Source organism: Rhodanobacter sp. UC4437_H4 (assembly GCF_052978425.1).
Window position 1 is genome coordinate 1974288 of record NZ_CM129673.1, and the last position, 26095, is coordinate 2000382.

The following is a 26095-nucleotide window of genomic DNA, read 5'->3' on the forward strand; positions in this document are numbered from 1 at the left end:
GGCTGGCGCGCCTCTTGCTTTGCGGAGCCGTCCTCGGTTGCCTGACGAGCATGTTGCTACATCTATACTCTGTCATGCTTTGACTCAGGTCTCGCTATCCACACCATGCGAATTTTCAAGCGTTTGTTGCGCTGGGCACTGCTCCTGGCCTTTTCCGGTTTGCTTCTGGCAGTGCTCGCGACAGGCGTGGCGTACTGGTTGATAGCTCCCCGGCTGCCCTCGGTGGCGGTGCTCAAGGACTATCACATGCAGGTGCCGCTGCGCGTGCTGAGCGCCGATGGCAAGCTCATCGCGACTTTCGGCGAAACCCGCCGCATCCCGGTGGACATCGCCGAAGTGCCCGACCGGCTCAAGCATGCGGTGCTGTCGGCCGAGGACGCCGATTTCTACCACCACCCGGGCGTGGATTGGCGGGGCATCGCCCGCGCCGGCTGGCACGTGATCATCACCGGCGGCGACAAGGGCCCCGGTGGCTCGACCATCACCCAACAGGTGGCGCGCAATTTCTTCCTGAGCCCTGAAAAGCTCTACTCCCGCAAGCTCACCGAGATCTTCATCGCCCTGCGCATCGAGCACGAGCTCACCAAGGACCAGATCCTGGAGCTCTACCTCAACAAGATGTTCCTCGGCCATCGTTCCTATGGCGTGGCGGCGGCGGCTGAGTACTACTACGGCAAGACGCTGGACCAGCTCACCGTGGCCGAATGCGCGGCGATCGCCTCCACTTTCCAGCTGCCCTCGGCGGTCAATCCGATCAACAGCCCCAAGCGCGAGATGGCACGGCGCAACTGGGTGCTCGGCGAGATGCTGCGGCACAACTACATCACCCAGGCAGTGTACGAACAGGCGGTGGCCGAGCCGAATCGCGCCTTTGCCCACGAGCAGCCGATCGAGGTCGACGCGCCCTACCTCGCCGAGATGGTGCGCCGGCAGGTGCTCGACCGCCTCGGCAATGACGCACTGACCGAAGGCTACGTGGTCCGCACCACGGTGCAGAGCATGCGCCAGCAGGAGGCGGTGGACGCCCTGCGCGACGGCCTGGTCGCCTACGACCACCGCCATGGCTGGCGTGGGCCGGAGGCGCACAAGGAGCTGGCCGAGGGCGCCGGCGAGGCGGATTTCGACCAGGCGCTGGCCAGTTACGGCAGCGTCTCGGGTATGCAGCCGGGACTGGTCATCAGCAGCGATGCCGACCATGCCAGCGTGTACCTGTCCAGTCACGAGAGCGCCCGGCTCGACCTCGACGCGGTGAAATGGGCTCGGCCGCACATCAGCGACAGCCGCGTCGGCGCCGCGCCCACGCGGGTCGATGCCGTGCTCAAGCGCGGCGACGTCATCCGCCTGGCCCGCGACGAGAAGGGCAACTGGCAGCTGGCGCAGATACCCGCCGTGCAGGGCGGGCTGGTCTCGCTCAATCCGGAAGATGGCGCGATCGAGGCCCTGGTGGGCGGCTTCAACTTCAACCGCAGCAAGTTCAACCGCGCCGTGATGGCCGCGCGCCAGCCGGGTTCGAGTTTCAAGCCGTACCTCTATTCCGCCGCTTTCGATCGCGGCTTCACCCCGGCCTCGATCGTCAACGACGCACCGCTGGCGCTGCCCGACCCCTCGCGCCCCAACGGCATCTGGACGCCGTCCAACGACGACGGCAAGTTCGCCGGCCCGATGCGCCTGCGCGAGGCGCTGGTGCAATCGAAGAACCTGGTCTCGGTGCGACTGCTGGATGCCATCGGGGTGAGCTACATGCGCGAATACGCCACCCGCTTCGGGTTCTCGCAGGACGCGATCCCGGCCAACCTGTCGATGGCGCTGGGCACCGCCTCGGTCTCGCCGATGGGCATGGCGCGCGGCTACGCCGTGTTCGCCAACGGCGGCTACCTGGTCACGCCGTATTTCATTCACGAGATCGACGACCGCGACGGCAAGCCGGTGTACCTGGCCAATCCCGCCCGCGCCTGCCGCAACTGCCAGGAACGCCTGCTCGACACGCGCCCGCCCGGCCCGCCGCCGCCGGACATGACCCGGCCGCCGGCCAATCGCCTGGCGACCGCCGGCAGCACCGACGCGCCCGCCGAGTCGGAGAGTGTCGACGGCGTCGGCGATGCGGTGTTGCCGGCCGACATCCACGACGGCGCCCGGCATGCGCCGGTGCTCGCCCCGCGGGTGATCGGTCCGCGCAACGACTACCTGATCACCTCGCTGATGAAGGACGTGATCCTGCGCGGCACCGGTTCGGCCGCGCGCGCGCTGGAGCGCCCCGACTTGGCCGGCAAGACCGGCTCCACCAATGACCATCGCGATGCCTGGTTCGTCGGCTTCGACGGCGAGTTGTCCACCGCGGTCTGGGTGGGTTTCGACGACTACAGCTCGCTCGGCCGCGGCGAATTCGGCGCCAAGGCGGCCTTGCCGGTGTGGATGCAGTACATGGGCGCGGCGCTGAAGGGGCTGCCGCCCAGCACGTTGCCGATGCCGCCCGGAATCAGTACGGTATGGATCAACCGCGAAAGCGGCCTGCCGACCGGTGCGGACGACCCCAACGGCATGAACGAGATGTTCAAGGTGGAAGACGTCGACCGCCTGCGCAGCCAGGCCGCCCAGCAGAAGGAGCAGGACAAGCAGCACGCCTACGAGATCTTCTGACCCGGGGGCAGGCCACGCCGCTCCCGGACGCCGCCATCCAATGTCGAGGAGTGCGTCATGTCCCGAGGCGAACACCACCGCATCCACGCCCATGACCGGCTGCAACGCAATCGCCTGCGCGTGGCCCAGGAAGCGGCCCGGCTGATGAGCGAGCACGGCATCCGCAATTTCCACCATGCCAAGCTCAAGGCCGCCGAACGGCTGGGCATACTCGACAGCCAGGCGCTGCCGCGCAACCTCGAGATCGAACAGGCGCTGCGCGAACACCAGCGCCTGTTCCTCGGCGACAGCCAACCCCAGCTGCTGCGCCAGCGGCGCGAGGCGGCGGTCGAGGCGATGACCTTCCTCGCCCCGTTCGAACCGCGCCTGGTCGGCGCCGTGCTCGACGGCACCGCCGACATGCATTCGGCGGTGTGCCTGCACGTGTACAGCGACGATGCCGAAGCGGTGGTGCGCTTCCTGCGCGAGCACGGCGTGCCGCTGGAAATGCAGGTGCGCCGCCTGCGCTACAGCCGCACCGAGCAGCCCGAGTACCCGGTGCTGCTGTTCGCCGCCGACGCCGTGCCGTTCGACCTCACCGTGCTGCCGCGCAACGCGCTGCGCCAGGCGCCGCTGGATCGCACCGACGACCGGCCGATGCGCCGCGCCGCGCTGGCCCAGGTGGAGATGCTGCTGGCCGAGGACGATGCCGACGAGGGCTTCGAACAGCGCCTGCGCGCCGCGTTGCGCTGACCGCGCCGAGCGCCAGATGCAGAACGCCCCGGCCGGGCCGGGGCGTTCTGCGCGAAACCGAGGATCAGCCCAAGCGGTGAATCAGCGCTTGCCGGCCGGCACGTAATCACGCACGTCGGCGCCAGTGTAGACCTGGCGCGGACGGCCGATGCGCGATCCGGGCGTTTCGTGCTGCTCGATCCAGTGCGCGATCCAGCCGGCGGTGCGCGCGATGGCGAACATCACGGTGAACATCTCGGTGGGGATGCCCAGCGCCTTGTAGATGATGCCGGAGTAGAAATCGACGTTCGGATACAGCTTGCGCTCGACGAAGTAGTCGTCCTTCAGCGCCGCCTCTTCCAGCTTCATCGCCACGTCCAGCATCGGATCGTTGACGCCCAGCTCGTCCAGCACCTTGTGGCACATCTCGCGAATGATCTTGGCGCGCGGGTCGAAGTTCTTGTAGACGCGGTGGCCGAAGCCCATCAGGCGGAAGCTGTCGTTCTTGTCCTTGGCGCGCAGGATCGCCGACTCGACGTTGTCCGGCGTGCCGATCTCCTCCAGCTGCTTGAGCACCGCCTCGTTGGCGCCGCCATGGGCGGGGCCCCACAGCGCGGTGATGCCGGCGGCGATCGAGGCATACGGGTTGGCGCCGGTGGAACCGACCAGGCGCACGGTGGAGGTGGACGCGTTCTGCTCGTGGTCGGCATGCAGGATGAACAGCAGGTCCAGCGCCTTGGCCGCCACCGGGTTCATCTGCAGCGGCTCGCTCGGCACCTCGAACATCATGTGCAGGAAGCGGGTGACGTACTCGAGGTTGTTGCGCGGGTAGCGCACCGGCCAGCCGATCGTGTAGCGGTAGCAGGCTGCCGCGATGGTCGGCATCTTGGCGATCAGGCGGATCGCCGCCATCTTGCGGTCGGCCGGGTCTTCCACGTCCAGCTTGTCGTGGTAGAACGCCGACAGCGACGCCACTGCCGCGGCGAGCATCGCCATCGGGTGCGCGTCGTGGTGGAAGCCCTGGAAGAAGTTCTTCTGCGCCTCGTGCATCATCGTGTGATGCGTGATGTCATGTTCGAACGTGTCGAACTCGGCAGCATTGGGCAACTCGCCGTTGAGCAACAGATAGGCCACTTCGAGGAAGCTGGACTTCTCGGCCAGCTGCTCGATCGGGTAACCGCGATACAGCAGCACGCCCTTGTCGCCGTCGATGTAGGTGATGGCACTCTTGGTGCTGGCAGTGCTGCCGAAGCCCGGGTCATAGGTGAAATGGCCGGTGTCCTTGTACAGCGTGCCGATGTCGATGCACGCGGCACCGAGCGTGCCGGAAACCAGCGGCAGTTCGCTGCTCTTGTGGCTCGATTCATCGACCAGCTTGACGGTCTTGGGGTCGGACACGGAAACCTCCTCGCATGTGGTTCGTCGCCGGCGACGACGGTGGGGACGTCATCGCGCGGCAAGGGAAAGGGTGGATGTCGGCAGCCGGGGAAAGCACGCGACGCAACCGATGCCGGAAACCGGCTGGAACAAGCTCCGCGAAGACTTGCGCCACTCTGCTGCAGGCATCGGGCCACTGCCCATTATCGCACAACGGCGGTCGCGCATTCGATGGCGAATGGTCGTACGCCGGGCACGAAAAAGACACGGGGCAAGCCTGCGCCTGCCCCGTGTCTCGAACCGCCCGCAACCCGGAGGGAGCGGAGGTAAAAGGGTTTATTCCTTGACCGAACCGGCGTAGCGGCGGCGGAACTTGTCCACGCGGCCACCCACGTCCAGGGTCTTCTGCTTGCCCGTGTAGAACGGGTGCGAATGGCTGGAGATATCCACCTTGATCAGCGGGTACTCATTGCCGTCTTCCCACTTGACGGTTTCCTTGCTGGACATGGTCGACCGGGTGAGGAACGAGAAATCGGACGACAGATCCTGGAACACCACCGGGGCGTAGTTCGGATGGGTATCGGCTTTCATGACAGACTCTGAATGCGGCGGTGAAAAGAGCGGCATTGTAGCGGGCAACGCCGGGAACGCGCAAGCACGGGGGTTCAGCCGGGCACCCCCAGCGCGCGCTGCACCATCGCGGCAAAGCGGGTGTGGTCGACCTCCAGCACGATGTTGGCCTGCGCCGGCCGGCCCAGGCGCCCTTTCCAGTCGACCACGGTGGCGCCGCGGGTCAGGCGGCCGTCCAGCTCTACCGCGACCGCGCGGCGTTCGCTGCGGGTGACGATGGTCGGGTCGAGCGCGACCGCCATCGCCAGCGCATCGGCCGCCACCAGCCCGTGGCGGTCGTGTTTGGCGTTGTAGCCCCGCGCGGTCGCCGCGATCTTGCCGAAGAACGCCGCGCGCCGGTCACCGGCAGCGAGCCAGCGGTCGAACTCCGCGTCGTCGAAGGCGTGGCGCAGGGTTGCCTCCCAGTCCACCAGGTCGAACGACGGGAACGCCTCGAACACGACGTGCGCAGCCTCGGGGTCGAAACCGATGTTGAACTCGGCCGGCACCTTGCCGGTATTGCCGTGGCCGGTCACCGCGCCGCCCATCACCACCAGCCGCTTCACCCGCTGCGGCAGGCCGGGGTCGAGCCGCAACGCCAGCGCCAGGTTGGTCAGTGGCGCCAGTGCCACCAGGGTCAGCTCGCCGGGACGCTCGAGGGTCAGGCGCAGCAGCGCCAGCGCAGCGGACTCGGCGGCGACCGCGGCGCCGGGCTCGGCGAAGCCGACGTCGCCGAAACCGTCACGCCCATGCACGAACGCGGCATCTTCCTCCGGCGCACGCACCAGCGGCATGGCGCAACCGGCGAACACCGGCGTGGCCAGGCCAAGCAGGTCGACCAGCGTGCGTGCGTTGCGCAGGGTGTGCTCCAGGCCGACGTTGCCGGCGGCAATGCCGAGGCCGGCAATATCGGCATGCGCGGCGGCCATCAGGATGGCGAGGGCGTCGTCGACGCCGGGATCGGTGTCGATCAGGAGTTGCGGCTTGGTCATGTGCATCGGGTTCCTGTCCAGCCGTCCAGTTTATGGGATGAAACGGCGGGGGGCGACTGCCGATGACCGCTCACGCATCTGCGAACCGCGCGGCGCCGCCAATCCAGCGCTCGATCAACCGGCTGGTCTGGTCGGGGAACTCGGCCAGCATGCGCTCGCCCACCGCCTGCACCGCGGGCAGCAGGTGCGCGTCGCGCGACAGGTCGGCGATGCGGAAGGCGAGCTGGCCGGTCTGGCGGGTGCCGAGCACTTCACCGGGGCCACGCAGTTCCAGATCCTTCTCGGCGATGCGGAAGCCGTCGCTGGTTTCGCGCATGACCTGCAGGCGCTCGCGCGCGAGCTGGCCCAGCGGCGGTTGATACAGCAGCACGCAGTTGGAGGCCACCGCGCCTCGGCCGACGCGACCACGCAACTGGTGCAGCTGTGCCAGGCCAAGCCGCTCGCTGTTCTCGATCACCATCAGGCTGGCATTGGGTACGTCGACGCCGACCTCGATCACCGTGGTGGCCACCAGCACGGCCAGCTCGCCGGCCTTGAACGCGTCCATCACCGCCTGCTTGTCCTTTGCCTTCATGCGGCCGTGGATCAGACCCACGGCAAAGCCCTCCAGCGCCGCGCACAACTCGGCGTGGGCGACTTCGGCCGCCTGCGCGCGCAGCTGCTCGGATTCCTCGATCAGGGTGCACACCCAGTACACCTGCCGCCCCTCGGCGCAGGCGGCATGGATGCGCTCGATCACTTCGGCGCGGCGCGCATTGGATACCGCGATGGTCTGCACCGGCGTGCGTCCGGGCGGCAATTCGTCGATCGACGAGACGTCGAGATCGGCATACGCGCTCATCGCCAGCGTGCGCGGAATCGGCGTGGCGGTGAGCACCAGTTGATGCGGCACCAGTCGGTCCTGGCGGCCCTTCTCGTGCAATGCCAGCCGCTGCTGCACGCCGAAGCGGTGCTGCTCGTCGACGATCACCAGGCCCAGCCGCGCAAATGCCACGCCCTCCTGCATCAAGGCGTGCGTGCCGATCACGACCGCCGCGCCGTCGGCCACGCGGGCCAGCGCCTGCCGGCGTGTCTTGCCGGTGACCTTGCCGGCCAGCCATTCCACCTCGATGCCCAGCGGCTGCAACCACTGCCGGAAGTTGCGCAGATGCTGCTCGGCCAGCAATTCGGTCGGTGCCATCAGGGCGGTCTGGTAGCCCGCGTGCACCGCGGCCAGCGCGGCCAGCGCGGCCACCACGGTCTTGCCGCTGCCGACGTCGCCCTGTACCAAGCGCAGCATCGGCTGGGCCTGCGCCAGGTCGCGCGCGACCTCCTCGCTCACGCGCTGCTGCGCCGCGGTGAGGCGGAACGGCAATGCGCGCAGCAATTGCCGATGCAGCTGCCGCGGTGCGCCCAGCACCGGCGCACGGCGTTGCCGCACCACGGCGCGCAGGCGCTTGAGGCTAAGGTGCTGGGTCAGCAACTCCTCGAAGGCGAGCCGCTGCTGGGCCGGGTGGCGACCGAGCAGCAACTGGCCCAGGTGCGCGTCCGGCGGTGGCCGGTGCACGTAGAGCAGCGCATCGCGCAGCGAGGTCAGGCCGTGCGTGCGGCACAGCGCCGGCGGAATCAGCTCCAGTTGCCCGGCCGGCGGCAGCAGGGCCAGTGCCTTGCCGATCACCGCGACCAGGCGCTTCTGGCCCAGGCCCTCGGTAGTGGGATACACCGGACTGAGCTGCTCGTCGACCACCGAGGCTTCGCTGCCACCCAGGCGCTGGTAGCTCGGGTGCACCATCTCCAGCCCCTGCGCGGCGTGGCGCACCTCGCCGTAGCAGAGCAGCCGCGTGCCCGGCACCAGTTGTTCGGCCTGCGCGCGATTGAAATGGAAGAAGCGCAGCAGCAGGGTCTGCGCGCTGGCGTCGCCGATCGCCACCTTGAGTTGCGGGCGATGGCGGAAGCCGCGCTCGACGGCCTCGACCACGCCCTCGACCTGCGCGCGTTCCCCGGCGCGCAAGTCCGCGATCGCGGTGATGCGCGTCTTGTCCTCGTAGCGCAACGGCAGGTGGAACCACAGATCCTGCACCCGCGTCAGGCCGAGCTTGCCCAGCGACGCGACCAGCGCCGGGCCCACGCCGGGCAGCGTGGCGAGCGGCGCGATGCCGGGGTCGGCAATGGCGGGAGAAACGGGACGGGCGTTGCGCGTGGCCATGAAACCCAAGCCTAACCGAGCATCCCCGTCAGTCGTAAGGATGCCGCCGCTGCGGGCTGTCGGCGACAGCCGCGACGTGGATCAGTCCAGCACCATGATCGCATCGACCTCTACCTGCGCCGCCTTCGGCAACGCGGAAACCTCGATGGTCGAGCGCGCCGGATACGGCTGCTGGAAGTATTCGGCCATCACCGCGTTGACGGCGGCGAAGTTGGCGAGGTCGGTGACATAGATGCCCACGCGCACGATCTGCGCCAGCGAGCCGCCGGCAGCCTGCGCCACCGCGGCGAGATTGTCGAACACCCGTCGCGTCTGCATGCCGATGTCGCCGTCGACCAGGCTGCCGGTGGTCGGGTCCAGCGGGATCTGGCCGGAAAAATAGACGGTGTTGCCGGCACGCACGGCCTGCGAATACGGGCCGATGGCGGCCGGTGCCTGGTCGGTGGCGATGATGTCGAAAGGCATGGCGTTTCCTTGGGGGCGGGAGTCGGGATTGGAGATTCGAAGGAGCGTGCTGCAGCCGATTGAGACCGCCGATGATAACTCGGCCCCGCTTCACTGCACGGCGCCCGCACCACTGCGATGCAAGGCCGGCGGGCGTTGCCCGCCCTACGCGCGGCATCGGTCGGAGCGACCTATTCCCTATTCCCTATTCCCTATTCCCTATTCCCTATTCCCTATTCCCTATTCCCTATTCCCTATTCCCCATTCCCGGTCATTACAACGGATACCGTCGCACCGCGCTGACCACGCCGGTGCGGCGCACGCGGCGGATCACGTCGGCCAGGTGCTTGCGGCTCTTCACTTCCATCGAGAACAGCAGCGTGGCCGCCGAGGCATCGCGCTCGACGTACTCGACGTTCTCGATGTTGGAATCGGCCGCCGCAATCGCCGCCGCCACGGTGGCGAGCACGCCCGGGCGGTTGATCACCTCGATGTGCAACTGCGCGCGGTAGTCGCCCTTGACGTCGCGATCCCACTCGATCGCCACCAGCCGTTCCGGCGAGCGGCGCAACTCGACCACGTTCGGGCACTCCACGCGATGCACCACGATGCCCTTGCCGGAGGACAGGTAGCCGACGATGTCGTCGCCGGGCAACGGGTGGCAGCAGTTGGCGAAGCTGAGCACGCCGCGCTCGCCGCCGCTGATGCGGATCTTCTCCTGCGCCAGCGCCACGCCTGCCTTGGAGCCGGCGGCCTTCTTCCAGCGCGAGCCCAGCAACTGGCGCGCGACCACGTCAGGCATGCGGTTGCCCAGCGCGATGTCGGAGAGCAGCTCCTCCAACCGCTTGAACTTGGAGGTCTTCAGGAAGCGGTCGAGCGTCGTCGGCGCGATCGCGTCGAGACTGCTGCCGAGCGCATCCAGCGCGCGATCCAGCATCCGGTGGCCGAAATCGACCGCGTCCTCGTGCTGCAGATGTTTCAGGTACTGGCGGATCGCGGTGCGCGCCTTGCCGGTGACCACCACCTCCAGCCACGCGGGGTTGGGCACGGCCGAGGGCGCGGTGATGATTTCCACCAGCTGGCCCGATTCGAGCCGGCTGCGCAGCGGGGTGAGTTTCTTGTCCACGCGCGCGGCCACCGCGTGGTCGCCCACGTCGGTGTGCACCGCGTAGGCGAAATCCAGCGCAGTGGCATGGCGCGGCAGCGAGAGGATGTCGCCGCGGGGGGTAAACAAATAGACCTCGTCGGGGAACAGGTCGATCTTGACGTTCTCGATGAACTCCGAGGAGGACACCGTGTTCGCCGAACTGTCCACCATCGACGCCAGCCACTCGCGCGCGCGCACCTGGGCACTGTTGGCCGGGCCCGAATCGGTCTTGTAGGCCCAGTGCGCCGCCACGCCGCGTTCGGCCACGGAATCCATTTCGGCGGTGCGGATCTGCACCTCGATCGGCGCGCCGAACGGCCCGAGCAGCACCGTGTGCAGCGACTGGTAGCCGTTCGCCTTGGGGATCGCGATGAAATCCTTGAAGCGCCGGTCCACCGGCTTGTACAGCGCGTGCACCGCACCAAGCGCCACGTAGCAGCTGGTGGCGCTGTCGACCACCACGCGGAAACCGTACACGTCCATCAGCTGCGCGAACGTCTTGTGCTCGTTGCGCATCTTCGAGTAGATGCTCCACGGCGACTTGATCCGGCCGACCACGTGGGCGCTCAGATGCTCGGACGCCAACTGCGTGGTGAGCGCGGTCTCGATCTTGCTCATCACCTCGCGGCGATTGCCCAGCGCGGCGCGGATGCGCTCGCTGATGACCCGGTAGCGGTCCGGATACAGCGCGCGGAAGCCTAGATCCTGCAGCTCGGCCTTGAACTTGTTCATGCCCAGGCGCTGCGCGATCGGCGCGAAGATCTCCAGCGTCTCGCGCGCGATGCGGCGGCGCGAGACCGGGTCCTTGGCGCCCAGCGTGCGCATGTTGTGCAGGCGATCGGCCAGCTTGATGAGGATCACGCGGATGTCGCGCGCCATCGCCAGCAGCATCTTGCGGAAGCTTTCCGCATCGGCTTCCTGGCGCGTGCCGAAGCGCATCTTGTCCAGCTTGGTGACGCCGTCCACCAGCTCGGCCACCACCTCGCCAAACTCGCCGGCCAGCGCTTCGCGGCTCAGTTCGGTGTCTTCCAGCGTGTCATGCAGGATGGCCGCGATGATTGTTTCGGCATCCAGCCCCAGCTCGGCCAGGATGCTGGCCACTGCCACCGGGTGGGTAATGTACGGCTCCCCGCTCTTGCGCTCCTGCCCCGCATGCGCCTGTGCGCCGACGGCGTACGCACGCAACACCAGGGTGACTTGTGCGGGGGGCAGATAAGCGATGCGCTCTTTCAGCGCCAGCACGTAGGGTGGCCAGGCGGCCGGATCGACCGGAGCCGGTGGAGCGGTCGCGGGCATCGGTGCCTGGCGCCGGCTCAGGCGCCCACCCCGGAAGCGAGGTGTCCGGAGACTGTCGGGCGCGCGCGCTCGCTCATGCCCTGCAAGGCATGATCGCGGCAGCGCCGGCAGTCATCGCCCATCAGTCGTCGCCGCCCTTGGAAAGGTCGTCGTCGACTTCCGCGGCGGCCCACTCCAGCGCTTCGCGCTCGGCGCGCTCGCGCTCGGCCTTGTCGATCTGGTCGATCGTGGCCTGGTCGATGCGACGGGCCGCGATCTCGCGCAGCGCCAGCACCGTGGGCTTGTCGTGGTCGGGGTTGACCGCCGGTTCGGCACCCTTCTCGAGCTGTCGTGCGCGCTTGGTGGCCATCAGGACCAGCTCGAATCGGTTGTCGACCACCTCGAGGCAGTCCTCCACGGTAATGCGTGCCATGTGAAATCCTTCGGAGAATAGTGACTTATACGGTCGACCAGTGTAGCCAGCAGGTGCTTTGCTGGCAATGCGGGCGACGCGTATCATGGTGGGCTGGCCGCGAATACGGCTGCATTCACGAAAGCGGCCCGAAAGCCGTGCAAGATATAAAACCAGACAGTACACTTATACTGTCCCCGACGCGAATCCCCACCGCACGATGCCCTCATTGCCTCGCCCCCATTCCATGAGCCGCTGGTTGGCCGTGCTCGCGATCGCCTTGCTGGCGGGCTGCGCCATTGCCAAGCCGCGCACCGACGACCCGCTGGAGAAGTACAACCGCGAGGCGTACCAGTTCAATACTGCAGTGGACAAAGTGGCCATAAGGCCGGTGGCGCTGGTCTACCGCAAGGTCACCAACCCGCCGGTGCGGCGTTCGTTCAGCGACTTTTTCACCAATATCCGCACCCCGGTCACGGTCGCCAACGACCTGCTGCAGGCGCGGCCCAAGCAGGCCCTGCAGAGCACTGCCCGTTTCCTGGTCAACCTCACCCTGGGCATCGGCGGTTTCTTCGACCCGGCCAGCCAACTGGGACTGCCGATCGAGGACAACGACTTCGGCATCACGCTGGCACGCTGGGGTGCGCCGGAAGGCGATTTCCTGATGCTGCCGCTGTTCGGCCCCAGCACCGCACGCGACATGTGGCGGATGCCGGTGGACAGCTATTTCTTCGATCCGCTGAGCCTGTACGCCGCCAACCACCACTACAACGGCCTGCAGTACGCGCCGCAGGCGATGTATCTGATCACGCTGCGCTCGCGCGCGATCGACGCGGAGAGTTTCCTGCAATCGGCCTACGACCCGTACGTGTTCATCCGCGACGCCTACCGGCAACAGCGCCTGTACAAGCTTTACGACGGCAACCCGCCGGCGGCGCTGATCGAACGGATGCAGGGACTGGATACGCCCGGCTTCGACCCGGACGAGCTGCTGGAACAGCAGCACGATTGGGAAAAGGGTCACCCCAAGCAGGACGACCAGCACTGAGCCCTGCGGGCACGACTCACGCCAGCAGCGTATCGACCTCGCAGACCTGGGCCAGCGCCTGCATGCTGGCCGGCATCCCGACCACCCGCAACGGACGACCTCGCCGGTTCGCTTCCGCGGCGGCAGCCAGCACGCAGGCCAGGCCGGCGCTGTCGCAATGACTGACGCCCGCCAGGTCCAGTTGCGTCACCTCGCCATCCAGCGCCGCGCGCATGGCTGCGAGCGCAGCCGCGGCGGTGCCGAAATCAAGCACGCCGTTCACCGCCAGGACAGTCGGCGCCACGATGTCCAGGCGGAAACCCGTGGGCGCGTTCACTGGCTGTCCTTGCTGTCCTTGTCGAGCGTGTCGAGTGCCTTCTCGCCCTGGGTTTCCAGGTTGGTGATCAGCTGCTCGATGCCGACCTTGCGGATCTCCGCGTCCACCTGGTTGCGGTAATTGGTGACGTAGGAGATGCCTTCGATGATCACGTCGTACGCCTTCCAGTCGCCGCTGCGGCTCTTGCGGAACGCGTAGTCGATCGACACCAGCTTGCCGTCGTCCAGCACCACCTGGGTGCGCACCACGGTGCGCTTGTCGTTGAGGTCGCCGTTGAACGGCAGCACCTTGACCTTGCCGCGGGTGTAGTTGAGCAGACCCTCGGCGTAGCGATGGGTGATCGAGTTGTAGAACGCCTTGGCGAAGCGGTCGCGCTGTGCCGGGGTGGCCTCGCGTGCATGCCGGCCGAGCACGAGGATCGAGGCGTAGTCGATGTCGAAGTGCGGCAGGAACACGTCGTCGATGATGGCGATCAGTTTTTCCTTGTCGCGCTTGAGCTCGTCGCGGTGACCCTCGATCGCGGTGGCCAGCTGGTCGGCGATGCCCTGCACGATCTGCACCGGGGTCTGCTGGACGGCCGCCGGCGCGGCGGCCGTGGCCGCATCCTGGGCGAACGCCGGGGCACCGACCACAACAGTGGCGAACGCAAGGGCGGTGGCAAGGGCCAGTCTGCGCAGCATGGGGTTACTCCTTGGGGCATGGCCGGCGGCAGGCGCCGCCGACGGGGATTCGATGGGGTTCTACTGCTTGCCGCTGCCGGCGTCCTTCTTGTCGCCGGGCGAACCGTTGACCAGGAACTTGCCGATCAGATCCTCCAGCTGCATCGCGGACTGGGTCAGGATCATCTCGTCGCCGTTCTTGAGCACGTCGGGCGAGCCGCCCGGCTGGATCGCAACATACTGGCTGCCGATCAAACCGCTGGTGAACACCGCGGCGGCCGAATCGTCGGGAATCTGGTCGTAGCGCTTGTCGATCGCCAGGATGACCTCGGCGTTGAGCTTGGTCGGGTCGGCGCGCACCGATTGCACGCTGCCGATCACCACGCCGGCCATCTTCACCGGCGCGCCCGCCGACAAGGTGCCCACGTTGGTGAAATCGGCCTTGACCGTGTAGCTGCCGCCGATGTTGTCGACCACGCCGCCGGCGCCGAAGAACTTGCCCAGCATCTCCTCCAGCGGCTGCGACGACTTGGTCCGCGCCAGCGTGCCGCCGGCGGCCACCATCTGTTTCGCGCTGCCGTAGTCGATGCCCACGTACTGGTCGCCGAGCAGGCCGCTGGTGAAGATCGTCGCCACCGAATCCTGCGGGATGTGGTCGTAGCGCTTGTCGATGGACAGCTTCACCTCGGCCGCGTCGCGCCCCGGCGCCAGCGTGATCGCCTGCACCTGGCCCACGCGCACGCCGGCGATCTTCACCGGCGCGCGCTCCTTCAGCTGGCCGATGTTGGTGAACTGCGCGGTGACGTCGTAGCTGTCGCCCTGGCGCACGTTGTTGGCCACCGAGCTGGTCTGCGTCGCCAGGTAGGCCAGCGCGGCGAAGCCCAGCACGATGAACAGGCCGGTGCCGACGGCATAGGAACTTCTCGGTTGGCTCACGGCAGAATCCTCGGAAAACGATGGGTCATGGCAGTCACATCAGGAAGGCGGTGAGGACGAAGTCGAGCGCCAGGATGGCGATCGACGAGGCGACCACGGTACGGGTGGTGGCGTACGCCACGCCCTCGCTGGTCGGCGGCGTGGTGAAGCCCTGGAACACCGCGATCAGCGCCACCACCGCGCCGAACGCCAGGCTCTTCAGCAGCACGCCGTTGACGATGTCGGTATGCACGTCGACCTGGGCGGTCATGTTCGACCAGAACGTGCCGTTGTCGATGCCGAGCCAGGTCACGCCGACCAGGTGGCCGCCGAAGATCGCCATGGCGCAGAACACGCAGCACAGCAGCGGCATCGCGATCAGGCCGGCCAGGAAGCGCGGCGTGGCGACGTAGGCGATCGGGTCGACCGCCATCATCTCCATCGCGGAAATCTGGTCGGTGGCGCGCATCAGGCCGATCTCGGCGGTGATCGCGGTGCCGGCGCGCCCGGCGAACAGCAGCGCGGTGACCACCGGCCCCAGCTCGCGGTACACCGACAGCGCCACCACCATGCCGCTCGCCGAGGTGCCGCCGAAGATCGACAGCACGTGGTACAGCTGCAGCATCAGCACCATGCCGACGAACAGGCCGCAGACCATGATGATGGTCAGGCTCATGGCGCCGACAAACCACAGCTGACGGACGGTTTCGCGCAGGTAGCGGAAGCTGCGCGGGATCGCCGCCAGCAGGGTCAGCAGAAACAGGCCGCAGCCGCCGATCTGCGCCAGCGACTGGGTCAACACGTTGCGGGGTTGCGGGGCGTGCGCGTTCATTTCGTTGCCTCGGCAAAGCCCAGCGCGGCGGCGTAGTCGCCAGCCGGGTAGCGGAACGGGATCGGGCCGTCCGCTTCGCCGCCGAAGAACTGCCGCGTCCACGGCGAGCCGTCGTCGGCGATCGTCGCCGGGTTGCCCTGTGCCACCACCTTGCCGTTGGACAGCAGGGCCACGTGGTGGGCGATGCGCTGCACCGCGGGCAGTTCGTGCGAGACCAGCACGCTGGTGATGCCGAGGGTCTGGTTCAGCGTCTGGATCAGCTTCAGCACCTGGTTCAGCGCCACCGGGTCCAGCCCCACGAACGGCTCGTCGTACAGGATCAGCTGCGGGTCGAACACGATCGCCCGCGCCAGCGCCACTCGCCGCGCCATGCCGCCGGACAGCTCGTTCGGCATCAGCCGCGCCGCGCCGCGCAAACCCACCGCCTGCAGCTTCATCAGCACCAGGTTGCGGATCAGCACCTCCGGCAGTTTCGTGTGCTGGCGCAGCGGGAACGCCACGTTCTCGAACACGTCGAAATCGGTCAGCAGTGCGGAGTTCTGGAACAGGTAGCCCACGCCCTCGCGCAGCTTGTACAGCTCCTCGCGCGACAGCTCGGCGACATTGTGGCCATCGACGTGGACACTGCCGGCATCGGCGCGCATCTGCCCGGTGATGTGCTTGAGCAGGGTGGTCTTGCCGGTGCCGCTGGGGCCCATGATCGAGGTGATCTTGCCGCGCGGGATGTCGAGATCCAGCGTGTCGAAGATGGTCTTGCCGTTGAGCACCGTGGTCAGCCCGCGGATGCGCACCAGGGTGGCGTCGTCAGGCGTGGCGCGAGCGGTTTCGTTCATGGGCGGCAAAGGAGGTGGGTAAGCGGACAAGGTAGCGGAAGCGTCGGACTAAGACCATGCGCAGGCGCCGCGGTTCAACCGGCCTCGCCGTCCAGCAGTTCGGCGATCAGCGCCTCGTGCCGGCGCAGTTGCAGCGCGCCGCGCAGGCGCACCGCGCGCACGATCGCCTGCAGATCGTCCAGCGCCGTTTCGAAGCGGTCGTTGACGATGATGTAGTCGAACTCGTGGGCGTGGGCGATCTCGCCGCGCGAGTTGCGCAGCCGGCGTTCGATCACCTCGGCACTGTCCGACCCGCGGCCGCGCAGGCGCCGTTCCAGTTCCGCCCGCGACGGCGGCAGGATGAACACGCTGACACAGTCGGGCTTGCTCGCGCGGATCTGCTGCGCACCCTGCCAGTCGATCTCCAGCAGCACGTCGCGCCCCTGCGCCAGCAGCTTCTGCACGGTGTTGCGCGAGGTGCCGTAGAGGTTGCCGTGCACCTCGGCATGCTCCAGGAATATCCCTTCCGCGACCTGCTGCTCGAACACTTCGCGCTCGACGAAATAGTAGTGACGTCCGTACAGCTCGCCCGACCGCGGTGGTCGCGTGGTGTGCGACACCGACAGCGAAATCGCGCTGTCGCGCTCCAGCAGCGCATTGACCAAGGTCGACTTGCCGGCGCCCGAAGGCGCGGCAACCACGAACAGCGTTCCGATTTCCATCATGGTGACAAGCAACCTTTCGCGTGCCTCGTCATGCCCGGCAAGCTCCATGGCAAACGCGCTTGCATCGAATCAAGCCACCATGGAGGGCATCGCACATCACAGGCCGGCCCGAGTAAAGACCAAGCCGCTGACGGAATGTGCAGCGGCGACATCCTCCAAGGTTCGCTTGCCGGCATCATTGGTGTAAAGACGCGAGCGTGCGGTCGCCGGATCCTTGAACACCGCAGCCTCGGACGGAACGGCGTTGGCGAGAAACGCTTCCCGGCCCACCGTGCCACCGGGGCGCGTTTCGGATCGCTCGCGGTCTATGCACGGCACGAGGTGCGTGGCGTTGAAGAAGTACTCGACCTCGCCGTCGACATCGAGCTCCAGCAACTGCCCGAAATCAGCCAGGAACCCGCCCAGCGTGGCGAACGCCTTGGAATTCAACACCAACGCCCCGGGGACAAAGGGGCTGACGTCGCTTCGTGGCAGGCGCTTCCGGCGCTTGTCGGCGTACACCTGCAGCTTTGGTCGCTCGTGCCAATGCAGAACATTGCCATTGCCACCGAAGCGCTTCATCGCGCCCATGACCTGTTCGGCCTGCGGCACCACCAGCATCGCCATCCGGTCGGCTGGGCCAGCCTTGATCTCCCAGACTGTCATGCCCCGTCTCCCGACCGGTAGGGGAAGGTTCCGTCAAGCAGCTGCGTCTTGATTCCCCGAAGCGCTTCGCGTCCTGCCTGACTGTGCTCCGCACCCTGATCAATGTCGACCAGTCGCGCATAGACCTCAAGATGGTAGAGCCCTGTATGCAAAACCGAGTGCTTGATGGCGTCAGGCATGCCGGTGACGATGCTTTTCTTGAAGCGGGGCAGATAGACGCCATTGTCAACGTCATTGATGGCGATACCCCAGCCAAACAGCAATTCCTGCGACGGAAAAGCTCGCGAGTCTCCATGGGCCACGATGTGGTGGGCCGCGGCGCCCTTCGGCCGGTCGATATTTGCCGACGCCAAGTTCCGCGCCAAGTCAGTCGAGTGTCTCGCACCCTCGCGTCTGGCGTCTGCCAGAAGCCGCTCTGCATTTGCGGGCAGCGTCACTCCATTCCGGTAACGGACCTCCGCTTTCGCGGCCTCGAGGATGACATCATTGACGGCAGCGTTCGGGTTGAGCCCGCCTACTACGCGAGCCGCATTCACCCTGAGCTGCGCCGTGGTGCGCCGTGGTTGGCGCAACCCCCCGCGGGGCGCACCCGGCCTTCCGTCTCTTGCCATGCCCATCTCCAGAACGCATGCATTTGAAACCACAACCGCGGCTCGATCCGGGCCGGCCGGCACTACTCGATGTTCTGCACTTGTTCGCGCATCTGCTCGATCAGCACCTTGAGCTCGACCGCCGCGTTGGTGCTGCGCGCGTCGACCGACTTGGAACCGAGCGTGTTGGCCTCACGGTTGAACTCCTGCATCAGGAAATCCAGCCGGCGGCCGACCGGTTCGGCCAGGCCCAGCACGCGGCGCGTCTCGGCGATGTGGGTGGCGAGCCGGTCCAGCTCCTCGTCCACGTCGCTGCGGGTGATCTGCAGCACCAGCTCCTGCTCCAGCCGGCCCGGCTCGACCGGCTGCTTGAGATCGGCCAGCCGGGTTTCCAGCCGGGTGCGCAGCGCGGTGCGGATCTCCGGCATCCAGCCGCGCACCTCGGCGACCACGCGCTCGATCGCGTCGAGCCGCTCGTGCAGGATCGCGCCCAGCTTCTCGCCCTCGCGTTCGCGGGTGGCCGCCAGCGCATCCAGCGCGCGGTCGAGCACGTCGAACAGCGCGGTTTGCTGCGCTTCGGGATCGACCTCGGCCTGCTGCATCACGCCCGGAAAGCGCAGCAGCTCGGTGAACTGCACCTGCAGGCCGGGGAACAGCGCGGCCATGTCCAGGTTCAGCTCGGACAGCCGCGCGAGCAGTGCGCCGTTCACCTGCAACGCCTCGCCGCGCCCCTCGCCCGCGCGACGCACGGTGAGGTCCAGCTTGCCGCGCGACAGCTTCGCCGCCACCCGCTCGCGCAACTGCGATTCGAACGCGCGCAGGTCGTCCGGCAAGCGCGGGCTCAGCTCCAGGTAGCGATGGTTGACCGTGCGCAGCTCGCAGCTGAGCGTGCCCGCGGGGCCGGTGGTTTCGGCACTGGCGTAGGCCGTCATGCTGCGGATCATCGGCGCCTTCCGGACATCGGGGAAAGGACGCAATGGTAAACTCTCCGGTCCCCCTTGCCCAATCCGGCCACCCTTCATGAATCCCAGCCGCCCCAGTGGCCGCGCCAGCGACCAGCTGCGCACCGTCAGCCTCGAACGTCATTACACCCGCCACGCCGAAGGCTCGGTGCTGGTCAGCTTCGGCGACACCCGCGTGCTGTGCACCGCCAGCATCGAGGATCGCGCGCCGGCCTGGCTGCGCGGCAAAGGCGAGGGCTGGATCACCGCCGAATACGGCATGTTGCCGCGCGCCACCAACACCCGCACCCAGCGCGAGGCCGCCCGCGGCGGCCAGGGCGGCCGCACCATGGAAATCCAGCGGCTGATCGGCCGCAGCCTGCGCGCCTGCGTCAACCGCCAGGCGCTGGGCGAGCGGGTAATCACGCTGGACTGCGACGTGCTGCAGGCCGACGGCGGCACGCGCACGGCGGCGATCACCGGGGCCTATGTGGCCCTGGTCGATGCGGTGAACCTGCTGATGAAGCGCGAGAACCTCAAGCGCAACCCGATCGTGGGCGCGGTCGCCGCGGTCTCGGTCGGCATCTACCAGGGCGTGCCGGTGCTCGACCTCGACTACGCCGAGGATTCGGACTGCGACACCGACATGAACGTGGTGATGAACGACGGCGGCGGCTTCATCGAAGTGCAGGGCACCGCCGAAGGCCACGCCTTCCGCCGCGACGAGATGGACCAGATGCTGGCGCTGGCCGAAAAAGGCATCGGCGAACTGGTCGCCGCGCAGCGCGCGGCGCTCGCACTCTGACATGCGGCGCATCGTCCTCGCCAGCAGCAACCGCGGCAAGCTCGCCGAGTTCCATGCCCTGCTCGCCAACGCCGGCTTCGAGGTGGTGCCGCAGGCCAGCCTCGGCGTGGACGACATCGAGGAAACCGGCCTCACCTTCGTGGAGAACGCCGTGCTCAAGGCACGCCACGCCGCCCGCGCCAGCGGCTTGCCCGCGCTGGCCGACGACTCCGGTCTGTGCGTGGACCATTTGCGCGGCGCGCCCGGCCTGTACTCGGCGCGCTATGCCGGCAACCACGGCGACAACGCCGCCAACAACGCGAAGCTGCTGCGCGAACTGGACGGCGTGCCGACGGAACGACGCGGCGCGTTCTTCATCTGCGTCCTGGCGCTGCTGCAGCACGCCGACGACCCCGCGCCGCTGATCGCAGAAGGCCGCTGGCACGGTCGCGTGCTCGACGCCCCGCGCGGCACGCAAGGTTTCGGCTACGACCCGCTGTTCCTGCCACAAGGGCAGACCCTCGGCGCCGCCGAACTCGAGCCGGCGCTGAAGAACCGCCTCAGTCACCGCGGCCAGGCGCTGGCGAAACTGCACGACCGCCTGCGCGAACTTCGCCCATGAGCATCGTCGCGCCGCCGCTGTCGCTGTACGTGCACATGCCGTGGTGCGTGAAGAAGTGCCCGTACTGCGACTTCAACTCGCACGGCCTGCGCAGCGAGCCGCCGCCGTACGCCGATTACATCGACCACCTGCTGGCCGATCTCGACGCCGACCGCGCCGACTTCGCCGCGGCGCTGGAGGGCCGCGCGGTCATCAGCGTGTTCTTCGGTGGCGGCACGCCCAGCCTGTTCGCGCCGGAGCTGATCGCGCGCCTGCTCGACGGCGTGCGCGAGCGCCTGCCGCTGGCCGAGGACGCCGAGGTCACCCTGGAAACCAATCCCGGCACGGTCGAGCATGGCCGTTTCGACGGCTATCTCGCCGCCGGCGTGAACCGCATCTCGTTCGGCGTACAGAGCTTCGACGACGACAAGCTGAAGCGGCTCGGCCGCATCCACTCGGCCGGCGAAGCCGAAGTCGCGGTGAAATCCGCGCAGGACGCCGGCTACGCCAACATCAACCTCGACCTGATGTACGCGCTGCCGAAGCAGGAACTGGACGGCGCACTGGCCGACGTCGAGCGCGCCATCGCGCTCGGGCCCACGCACATCTCGCACTACCAGCTCACGCTGGAGCCGAATACGGTGTTCGCCGCCAACCCGCCACCGCTGCCCGACGACGACCACGCCTGGGCAATGCAGGAAGCCTGCGAGGCGCGCCTGGCCGAAGCCGGCTACGGCCAGTACGAAATCTCCGCCTACGCGCAGCCCGGCCGGCGCTGCGCACACAACCTCAACTACTGGCGGTTCGGCGACTACCTCGGCATCGGCGCCGGGGCCCACGGCAAGCTCAGCGACGCCGGCAGCAGCCAGATCCACCGACGCTGGAAAACGCGCGGCCCGCGCGCCTACATGGGCGAACCCGGCGGCGCGGGCCGGATCGGGGGCGACCACGTGGTCGCCCCCGCCGAGCTGCCGTTCGAGTACATGCTCAACGCGCTGCGCCTGATCGACGGCGTGCCGATGGCCGATTTCCCCGCGCGCACGGGGCTGGTGCCGGAGACGATCGCCGCGGCGCTGGCCGCCGCCCGCGACCGCGGCTGGCTGCACGGCGACGCGCAACGCCTGCAGACCACCGCGCTGGGCCAGCGCTTCCTGAACGACGTGATCGCAAGCTTCCTCGACTGACGCGCTCGCGGCGATGGCATAGCCCCGGCAAGCAGCATAGACTTGGCCAACCCGGGGAAATCACAGGTTTTGCATGGACGTCGGACAAGACCGGCGACGCATGTCGGCATCGCGCGGCACGGCCCAGTTCAACCAGGGGCGGTGGCCGGCGCGTGCCCAGCAATTGATCGAGACCGCCTACACCCTGTGCGTGGAAGGTCTCCACGAACCCGTGCGCCGCTGCATCGGCGAATTCGAGAAGCAGCTCTTCGCGCTGGCCGACCACGCGCACCGATCCGACGAGCAGCACGAGTGCTTCGCCAGCCGCCAACGCGTGCTGCAGGGGCAGAACGCGCTGGTGCAGGCGTTCATGGAAGAACTGGGCAAGGCGCTCAATGAGCTTGACCGCCATGCGCACCGGCCCGCCGATGCGGAAACCGCGGCCACCGCCAGTCCGTGGCAGACGCTGGAACTGCTCGACCCCGGCGTGCAGGAGATGACGATGGCGCTGGACCAGCTCGGCGCCCGCGGCGACGCACGCCATGGTCGCGCGCTGTACGAACTGGGCCATCGCCTGGCGGTGCTGATCGGCGCGCCGCCGCTGGAAGGCGCATCGCTGCCACTTGGCCCGCATGCGCTGGCCAAGGCATTCCACCAGGCCAGCGCCGCGCTGGAGCTGCCACTCAAGCACCAGTTGTTGTTGCTGCAGCACTTCGACCAGTGCGTGCTCCCTGCGCTGAGCGAGCTCTACGGCACCATCAACCTGCGCTGGCAGTCCGACGGCATCCTGCCGCAGCTGCGCAGCGTGCCGGCACCGCGCCACGTCAACAAGCGCCCGCGCCAGGGCACGGGCGAGATCGGCGCCGCCAGCGAAACCCCCGCCGCGCCGGCAGAAGCTGCCGCCAAGCCGGCGACCGGCGGCGCCCCGGAAGATTCCATCCACGTGCTGGAATCGCTGCGCGACCTGCTGTCGCAGCGGCGCGCCGGCCAGGGCACGGGCAGCGGCGAAGCCGCCGGGCCGGCCGCCAGCGAGGAAGAACTGCAATCGGCGCTGGGCGCGCTGCAACAACATCTGGCCAAGGTCACCGACCACGCCAGCCGCGAACTGCGCAGTGCCGCGCGCCTGCGCGAGGAGCTGCTGACCCAGCTCAACCTCGGCAAGCCTGCCGGCGCGCCGCGCACCCAGCTCACCAGCGAACAGGGCGACACGGTGGAGCTGGTCGCCGAACTGTTCGAGCAACTGGGCCAGCAACTGCAGCAGGGCAGCAACGCCCGCGGCCTGCTCGGCAACCTGCAGCTGCCGGTGCTGCGCGTGGCGGTGGCCGACCACGACTTCTTCGAGCAGCGCGACCATCCCGCGCGCAAGCTGCTCGACACCGTCGCCGCCGCCGCCAACGACTGGCTCGACGGCAGCGACGACGAGAGCAACCGTCCGCTGGCCAGCAAGCTGGAGCAACTGGTCAGCCGCGCCAACCAGGAGCCGCCCAGCGCCGGTCTCTACACCACGCTGCTGGCGGATATCGAACACCATCTGGCGCTGCTGACGCGCAAGGCGCAGGCCGCCGAGCGGCGCCACGTCGAAGCGGCGCAGGGCCGCGAACGGCTGGACCAGGCGCGCCATCGCGCCGGCGAGCTGATGGCGGACCGCTTCGCGCAATCGCCGCCGCGCGGACTGCTGCGCGCCCTGCTGGACCGCGCCTGGTCCGACGTGCTCGCGCTGACCCTGCTGCGTCATGGCGAGGACAGCCCCGCGTTCAAGGCGCAACTGGCGATCACCGACCAGTTGCTCGGCCGCCTGCCGGTGCCCGACCCGCGGCAGCTGCAGCAGGAAGTGGAAAGCGGCCTGCAGCAGATCGGCATGCACGCGGAGGAATCGGTGCAGGTGGCGCAACGCCTGCTCGGCGTCGGTACGCCCGATCCGGCCAGCGAGCTGCCCAGCGCCACCGATCTCGCGCTGCGACTGAAGCAGCACCAGCGCCTGGGTGAACAGCAGGCCAGCCACGAAGCCGCGATCGCCAGCCCGATCGTCAAGCCGACGCCGCCCCGGCCCGCAACGACAACGGCGACATCGACCCGACCACCGGCGGTCGATCCGCGCGAGGCGCGCATCGAGCAACATCTGCGCAAGTTGCCGTTCGGCAGCTGGTTCGAGTTCATCGACCCCGCCAGCGGGCAGATCGCGCGACGCAAGCTGGCCTGGTATTCGCCGATGTCGGGACGCTGCCTGCTGGTCAGCCGGCGCGGCCAGCGCGGCGAGGAGATGACCATGGCCCAGCTCGCCCACGAAGTTGCCCGCGGCCGCGTCTGCGAAGTGCCGGCCGAACCGGAAAGCCTGCTCGACCGCGCGTGGCGCGGCCTCACCGGCAGCCTGCGCCAGGCCGCCGCAAGCGGGCGCAGCGGCAAACCCGCGGAGTTCCGGCACCGATGAATCCGCCCAACAGCCCCGCCAACCAGCGTCGTGCGCCGCGCAAGCGGGCGCCCGGCAACGCCATCGTCACCGACGTGATCCGCGGCGAGCCGATCGGCCACCTGGGCAACCTGTCCAGCACCGGCCTGCTGCTGATCACCTCGCAGGCACCGCGCAGCGAGGCGCTGTACCAGGTACGCATCGACCTGCCCGCCACCGGCCGCGCGCTGGTGCAGTCGCAGCCGATCGAGGTGGGTATCCAGGAGCAATGGCACGAGCACGCCGCCAGCTCCGGCCAGATCTGGGCCGGCTACCGGATCATCGCCATCACCGACATCGACGCAGCGCGCCTGGAAAGCTGGCTGGCGCAGGCGTAGGCGCACTGGCCGCATCACCTCCACTGGAACTGCCGACCTGCGGGCGTCATCATGGCGATTCGTCTTTGCTGATTCGCCGGGCCTTTCCCGTGCGCCTGCCGGGAGTTCTCCATGCATGATCGACTCGCCACGCTTTATCCCGCGCACCTGGCCACGGTGCAGCACCATGCCGAGCAGGCGCTCGCCCGCGGCGGCTTCGACCACCTGCTGATCGCCGCCGGCATGCCCGGCGTCAAGTTCCTCGACGACAATCACTACCCGTACGCCGTCAGCCCGCCATTCAAGCACTGGTTGCCGTTGACCGACGCGCCGGGCAGCTGGGTCGCGTACACCCCGGGCCGCAAGCCGAAGCTGATCTTCCTGCAGCCGCGCGACTACTGGCACGTGGTGCCGGATGCGCCCGCCGGCTACTGGGTGGACGGCTTCGAGATCGTCGTGGTGCGCACCGCCGAGGAAGCGGTGGCCGAGCTGCCGCAAGGTCGCTGCGCCAGCATCGGCGAAGCGAACGCCGCCGTCGCCGGCATCGCGTTCAACAACCCTCCCGCGGTGCTGGATTACCTGCACTACCACCGCGCGTACAAGACGCCGTACGAGCTGGAACTGATGCGCGCGGCCAGCCGCATCGGCACGCGCGCGCATCGCGCGGCCGAACAGGCATTCCGTGCCGGCGCCAGCGAGCTGGGCATCCATCAGGCCTACCTGGCGGCGGCTGGCCAGATCGACGCCGAACTGCCCTACTCCAGCATCGTGGCGCTGAACGAGCATGGCGCCGTGCTGCACTACATGGATTTCACCCGGCAACCGCCGGCACGCCCGCGTTCGCTGCTGATCGACGCCGGTGCCAGCGCCTCGGGCTACGCCAGCGACATCACGCGCACCCACGCCGCCGCCGACGCAGGCGAATTCCAGGCGCTGATCGACGCGATGGACGCGAACCAGCAAAGCCAGGCCGCGATGGTGCGCAGCGGTCGCCCCTACGCCGAGTTGCATCTGCATGCGCACCGGCAACTGGCCACGCTGCTGAAGGACCACGGCTTCATCCGCATGGAGGCCGAATCGGCACTCGAAAGCGGCGTCACCCGCGCCTTCTTCCCGCACGGCCTGGGCCATTCGATCGGCCTGCAGGTGCACGACGTGGGCGGCTTCGCCAGGAACGACCGCGGCGACACCGTACCGCGGCCGGACGGCCACCCGTACCTGCGCATGACCCGCACGCTGGAGCCCGGCATGGTGGTGACGATCGAGCCCGGCCTGTACTTCATCGAGATGCTGCTGGCCGAGTTGCGCGACAAGCCGCTGGCGAAGGACATCGACTGGCACAAGGTCGAGGCGTTCAAGCAGTACGGCGGCATCCGCATCGAGGACGACGTGGTGTGCACCGAGGGCGAGCCGGAGAATCTCACCCGCGATGCCTGGGGGCGGGAATAGGGAATAGGGAATAGGGAATAGGGAATAAGGAATAGGGAATGGTAAAAGCGTCGCCCAGCCGTG

Annotated in this window: 25 protein-coding genes; 9 read left to right on the top strand and 16 right to left on the bottom strand. The window is 68.0% G+C overall.

Translation table 11 applies throughout. The annotated features are described in order from the left end of the window. Window positions 1–105: 105 nt before the first annotated feature. Both ACVCL3_RS09175 and ACVCL3_RS09180 read left to right on the top strand, forming a co-directional pair. Window positions 106–2637 (top strand): penicillin-binding protein 1A, encoded by a 2532-nt coding sequence (locus tag ACVCL3_RS09175; RefSeq protein ID WP_447101069.1) that lies wholly within the window; start codon window positions 106–108, stop codon window positions 2635–2637. 57 nt (window positions 2638–2694) lie between these two features. After that, window positions 2695–3369: a hypothetical protein gene (locus tag ACVCL3_RS09180; protein WP_395121187.1), complete on the top strand. Its 675-nt coding sequence runs from the start codon at window positions 2695–2697 to the stop codon at window positions 3367–3369. Window positions 3370–3450: 81 nt separating this feature from the next. Here the strand turns inward: ACVCL3_RS09180 and ACVCL3_RS09185 are convergent, their stop codons facing one another. From ACVCL3_RS09185 to rpoZ, 7 genes are all read right to left on the bottom strand, one after another. Next, window positions 3451–4746 (bottom strand): citrate synthase, encoded by a 1296-nt coding sequence (locus tag ACVCL3_RS09185; protein ID WP_447097419.1) that lies wholly within the window; start codon window positions 4744–4746, stop codon window positions 3451–3453. Between the two features lie 315 nt (window positions 4747–5061). Further along, entirely contained in the window at window positions 5062–5316 is a 255-nt protein-coding gene (locus tag ACVCL3_RS09190) for a type B 50S ribosomal protein L31 (RefSeq protein WP_395121183.1), read from the bottom strand. A 74-nt stretch (window positions 5317–5390) separates the two neighbouring features. Then, window positions 5391–6326: a nucleoside hydrolase gene (locus tag ACVCL3_RS09195; protein WP_447101070.1), complete on the bottom strand. Its 936-nt coding sequence runs from the start codon at window positions 6324–6326 to the stop codon at window positions 5391–5393. A gap of 70 nt (window positions 6327–6396) precedes the next feature. Beyond that, the gene (gene recG, locus ACVCL3_RS09200; protein WP_447101071.1) at window positions 6397–8511 is read right to left on the bottom strand and encodes an ATP-dependent DNA helicase RecG; all 2115 of its coding nucleotides are present in this window, start codon (window positions 8509–8511) and stop codon (window positions 6397–6399) included. An 81-nt stretch (window positions 8512–8592) separates the two neighbouring features. Continuing rightward, a complete protein-coding gene (locus ACVCL3_RS09205) occupies window positions 8593–8976 on the bottom strand; it encodes a RidA family protein (RefSeq protein WP_447101072.1) in 384 nt (127 codons plus the stop codon). 253 nt (window positions 8977–9229) lie between these two features. Next, complete coding sequence (locus ACVCL3_RS09210; protein ID WP_447101073.1) at window positions 9230–11398, bottom strand: RelA/SpoT family protein; 2169 nt, start codon at window positions 11396–11398, stop codon at window positions 9230–9232. 121 nt (window positions 11399–11519) lie between these two features. Continuing rightward, window positions 11520–11810 carry a DNA-directed RNA polymerase subunit omega gene (rpoZ, locus tag ACVCL3_RS09215; RefSeq protein WP_007509529.1) on the bottom strand — a complete coding sequence of 97 codons (291 nt, stop codon included), beginning with the start codon at window positions 11808–11810 and terminating at the stop codon, window positions 11520–11522. Window positions 11811–12036: 226 nt separating this feature from the next. On the opposite strand from rpoZ, the gene ACVCL3_RS09220 reads away from it, so the two are divergent. Next, on the top strand, window positions 12037–12837 hold the full coding sequence (locus ACVCL3_RS09220; protein ID WP_395121174.1) for an MlaA family lipoprotein: 801 nt from the start codon (window positions 12037–12039) through the stop codon (window positions 12835–12837). 16 nt (window positions 12838–12853) lie between these two features. Here the strand turns inward: ACVCL3_RS09220 and ACVCL3_RS09225 are convergent, their stop codons facing one another. From ACVCL3_RS09225 to ACVCL3_RS09265, 9 genes are all read right to left on the bottom strand, one after another. Then, on the bottom strand, window positions 12854–13153 hold the full coding sequence (locus ACVCL3_RS09225) for an STAS domain-containing protein (protein WP_447097423.1): 300 nt from the start codon (window positions 13151–13153) through the stop codon (window positions 12854–12856). Then, on the bottom strand, window positions 13150–13833 hold the full coding sequence (locus ACVCL3_RS09230) for an MlaC/ttg2D family ABC transporter substrate-binding protein (RefSeq protein WP_395121170.1): 684 nt from the start codon (window positions 13831–13833) through the stop codon (window positions 13150–13152). The genes ACVCL3_RS09225 and ACVCL3_RS09230 overlap by 4 nt, the downstream gene beginning before the upstream one ends. Before the next feature lie 60 nt (window positions 13834–13893). Beyond that, window positions 13894–14748 (bottom strand): outer membrane lipid asymmetry maintenance protein MlaD, encoded by an 855-nt coding sequence (mlaD, locus tag ACVCL3_RS09235; RefSeq protein ID WP_395121169.1) that lies wholly within the window; start codon window positions 14746–14748, stop codon window positions 13894–13896. A 34-nt stretch (window positions 14749–14782) separates the two neighbouring features. Continuing rightward, window positions 14783–15559 carry a lipid asymmetry maintenance ABC transporter permease subunit MlaE gene (gene mlaE / locus ACVCL3_RS09240; RefSeq protein ID WP_447097424.1) on the bottom strand — a complete coding sequence of 259 codons (777 nt, stop codon included), beginning with the start codon at window positions 15557–15559 and terminating at the stop codon, window positions 14783–14785. Next, entirely contained in the window at window positions 15556–16392 is an 837-nt protein-coding gene (locus ACVCL3_RS09245) for an ABC transporter ATP-binding protein (protein WP_447097425.1), read from the bottom strand. The genes mlaE and ACVCL3_RS09245 overlap by 4 nt, the downstream gene beginning before the upstream one ends. Window positions 16393–16466: 74 nt before the next feature. Then, on the bottom strand, window positions 16467–17096 hold the full coding sequence (gmk, locus tag ACVCL3_RS09250) for a guanylate kinase (RefSeq protein ID WP_447097426.1): 630 nt from the start codon (window positions 17094–17096) through the stop codon (window positions 16467–16469). A gap of 96 nt (window positions 17097–17192) precedes the next feature. After that, window positions 17193–17741, bottom strand: a complete 549-nt coding sequence (locus ACVCL3_RS09255; protein WP_447097427.1) for a hypothetical protein — start codon at window positions 17739–17741, stop codon at window positions 17193–17195. Then, window positions 17738–18277, bottom strand: coding sequence for an AHH domain-containing protein (locus ACVCL3_RS09260; RefSeq protein ID WP_447101074.1), 540 nt, complete (start codon window positions 18275–18277; stop codon window positions 17738–17740). The genes ACVCL3_RS09255 and ACVCL3_RS09260 overlap by 4 nt, the downstream gene beginning before the upstream one ends. 137 nt (window positions 18278–18414) lie before the next feature. Next, window positions 18415–19275, bottom strand: coding sequence for a YicC/YloC family endoribonuclease (locus tag ACVCL3_RS09265; RefSeq protein ID WP_395121161.1), 861 nt, complete (start codon window positions 19273–19275; stop codon window positions 18415–18417). Between the two features lie 76 nt (window positions 19276–19351). On the opposite strand from ACVCL3_RS09265, the gene rph reads away from it, so the two are divergent. The 6 genes from rph (at window position 19352) to pepQ (ending at window position 26032) form a co-directional block, all read left to right on the top strand. Continuing rightward, the gene (rph, locus tag ACVCL3_RS09270; protein WP_395121160.1) at window positions 19352–20077 is read left to right on the top strand and encodes a ribonuclease PH; all 726 of its coding nucleotides are present in this window, start codon (window positions 19352–19354) and stop codon (window positions 20075–20077) included. Window position 20078: 1 nt separating this feature from the next. Continuing rightward, window positions 20079–20678 carry an RdgB/HAM1 family non-canonical purine NTP pyrophosphatase gene (rdgB, locus tag ACVCL3_RS09275; protein WP_447101075.1) on the top strand — a complete coding sequence of 200 codons (600 nt, stop codon included), beginning with the start codon at window positions 20079–20081 and terminating at the stop codon, window positions 20676–20678. Then, window positions 20675–21841 carry a radical SAM family heme chaperone HemW gene (hemW, locus tag ACVCL3_RS09280; protein ID WP_447101076.1) on the top strand — a complete coding sequence of 389 codons (1167 nt, stop codon included), beginning with the start codon at window positions 20675–20677 and terminating at the stop codon, window positions 21839–21841. Before rdgB ends, hemW begins: the two co-directional genes overlap by 4 nt. A gap of 73 nt (window positions 21842–21914) precedes the next feature. Further along, window positions 21915–24248, top strand: a complete 2334-nt coding sequence (locus tag ACVCL3_RS09285) for a DUF1631 family protein (RefSeq protein ID WP_395121155.1) — start codon at window positions 21915–21917, stop codon at window positions 24246–24248. Next, window positions 24245–24604, top strand: coding sequence for a PilZ domain-containing protein (locus tag ACVCL3_RS09290; RefSeq protein WP_395121153.1), 360 nt, complete (start codon window positions 24245–24247; stop codon window positions 24602–24604). Before ACVCL3_RS09285 ends, ACVCL3_RS09290 begins: the two co-directional genes overlap by 4 nt. 111 nt (window positions 24605–24715) lie before the next feature. After that, complete coding sequence (gene pepQ / locus ACVCL3_RS09295; RefSeq protein ID WP_447101077.1) at window positions 24716–26032, top strand: Xaa-Pro dipeptidase; 1317 nt, start codon at window positions 24716–24718, stop codon at window positions 26030–26032. Window positions 26033–26095: the final 63 nt, after the last annotated feature.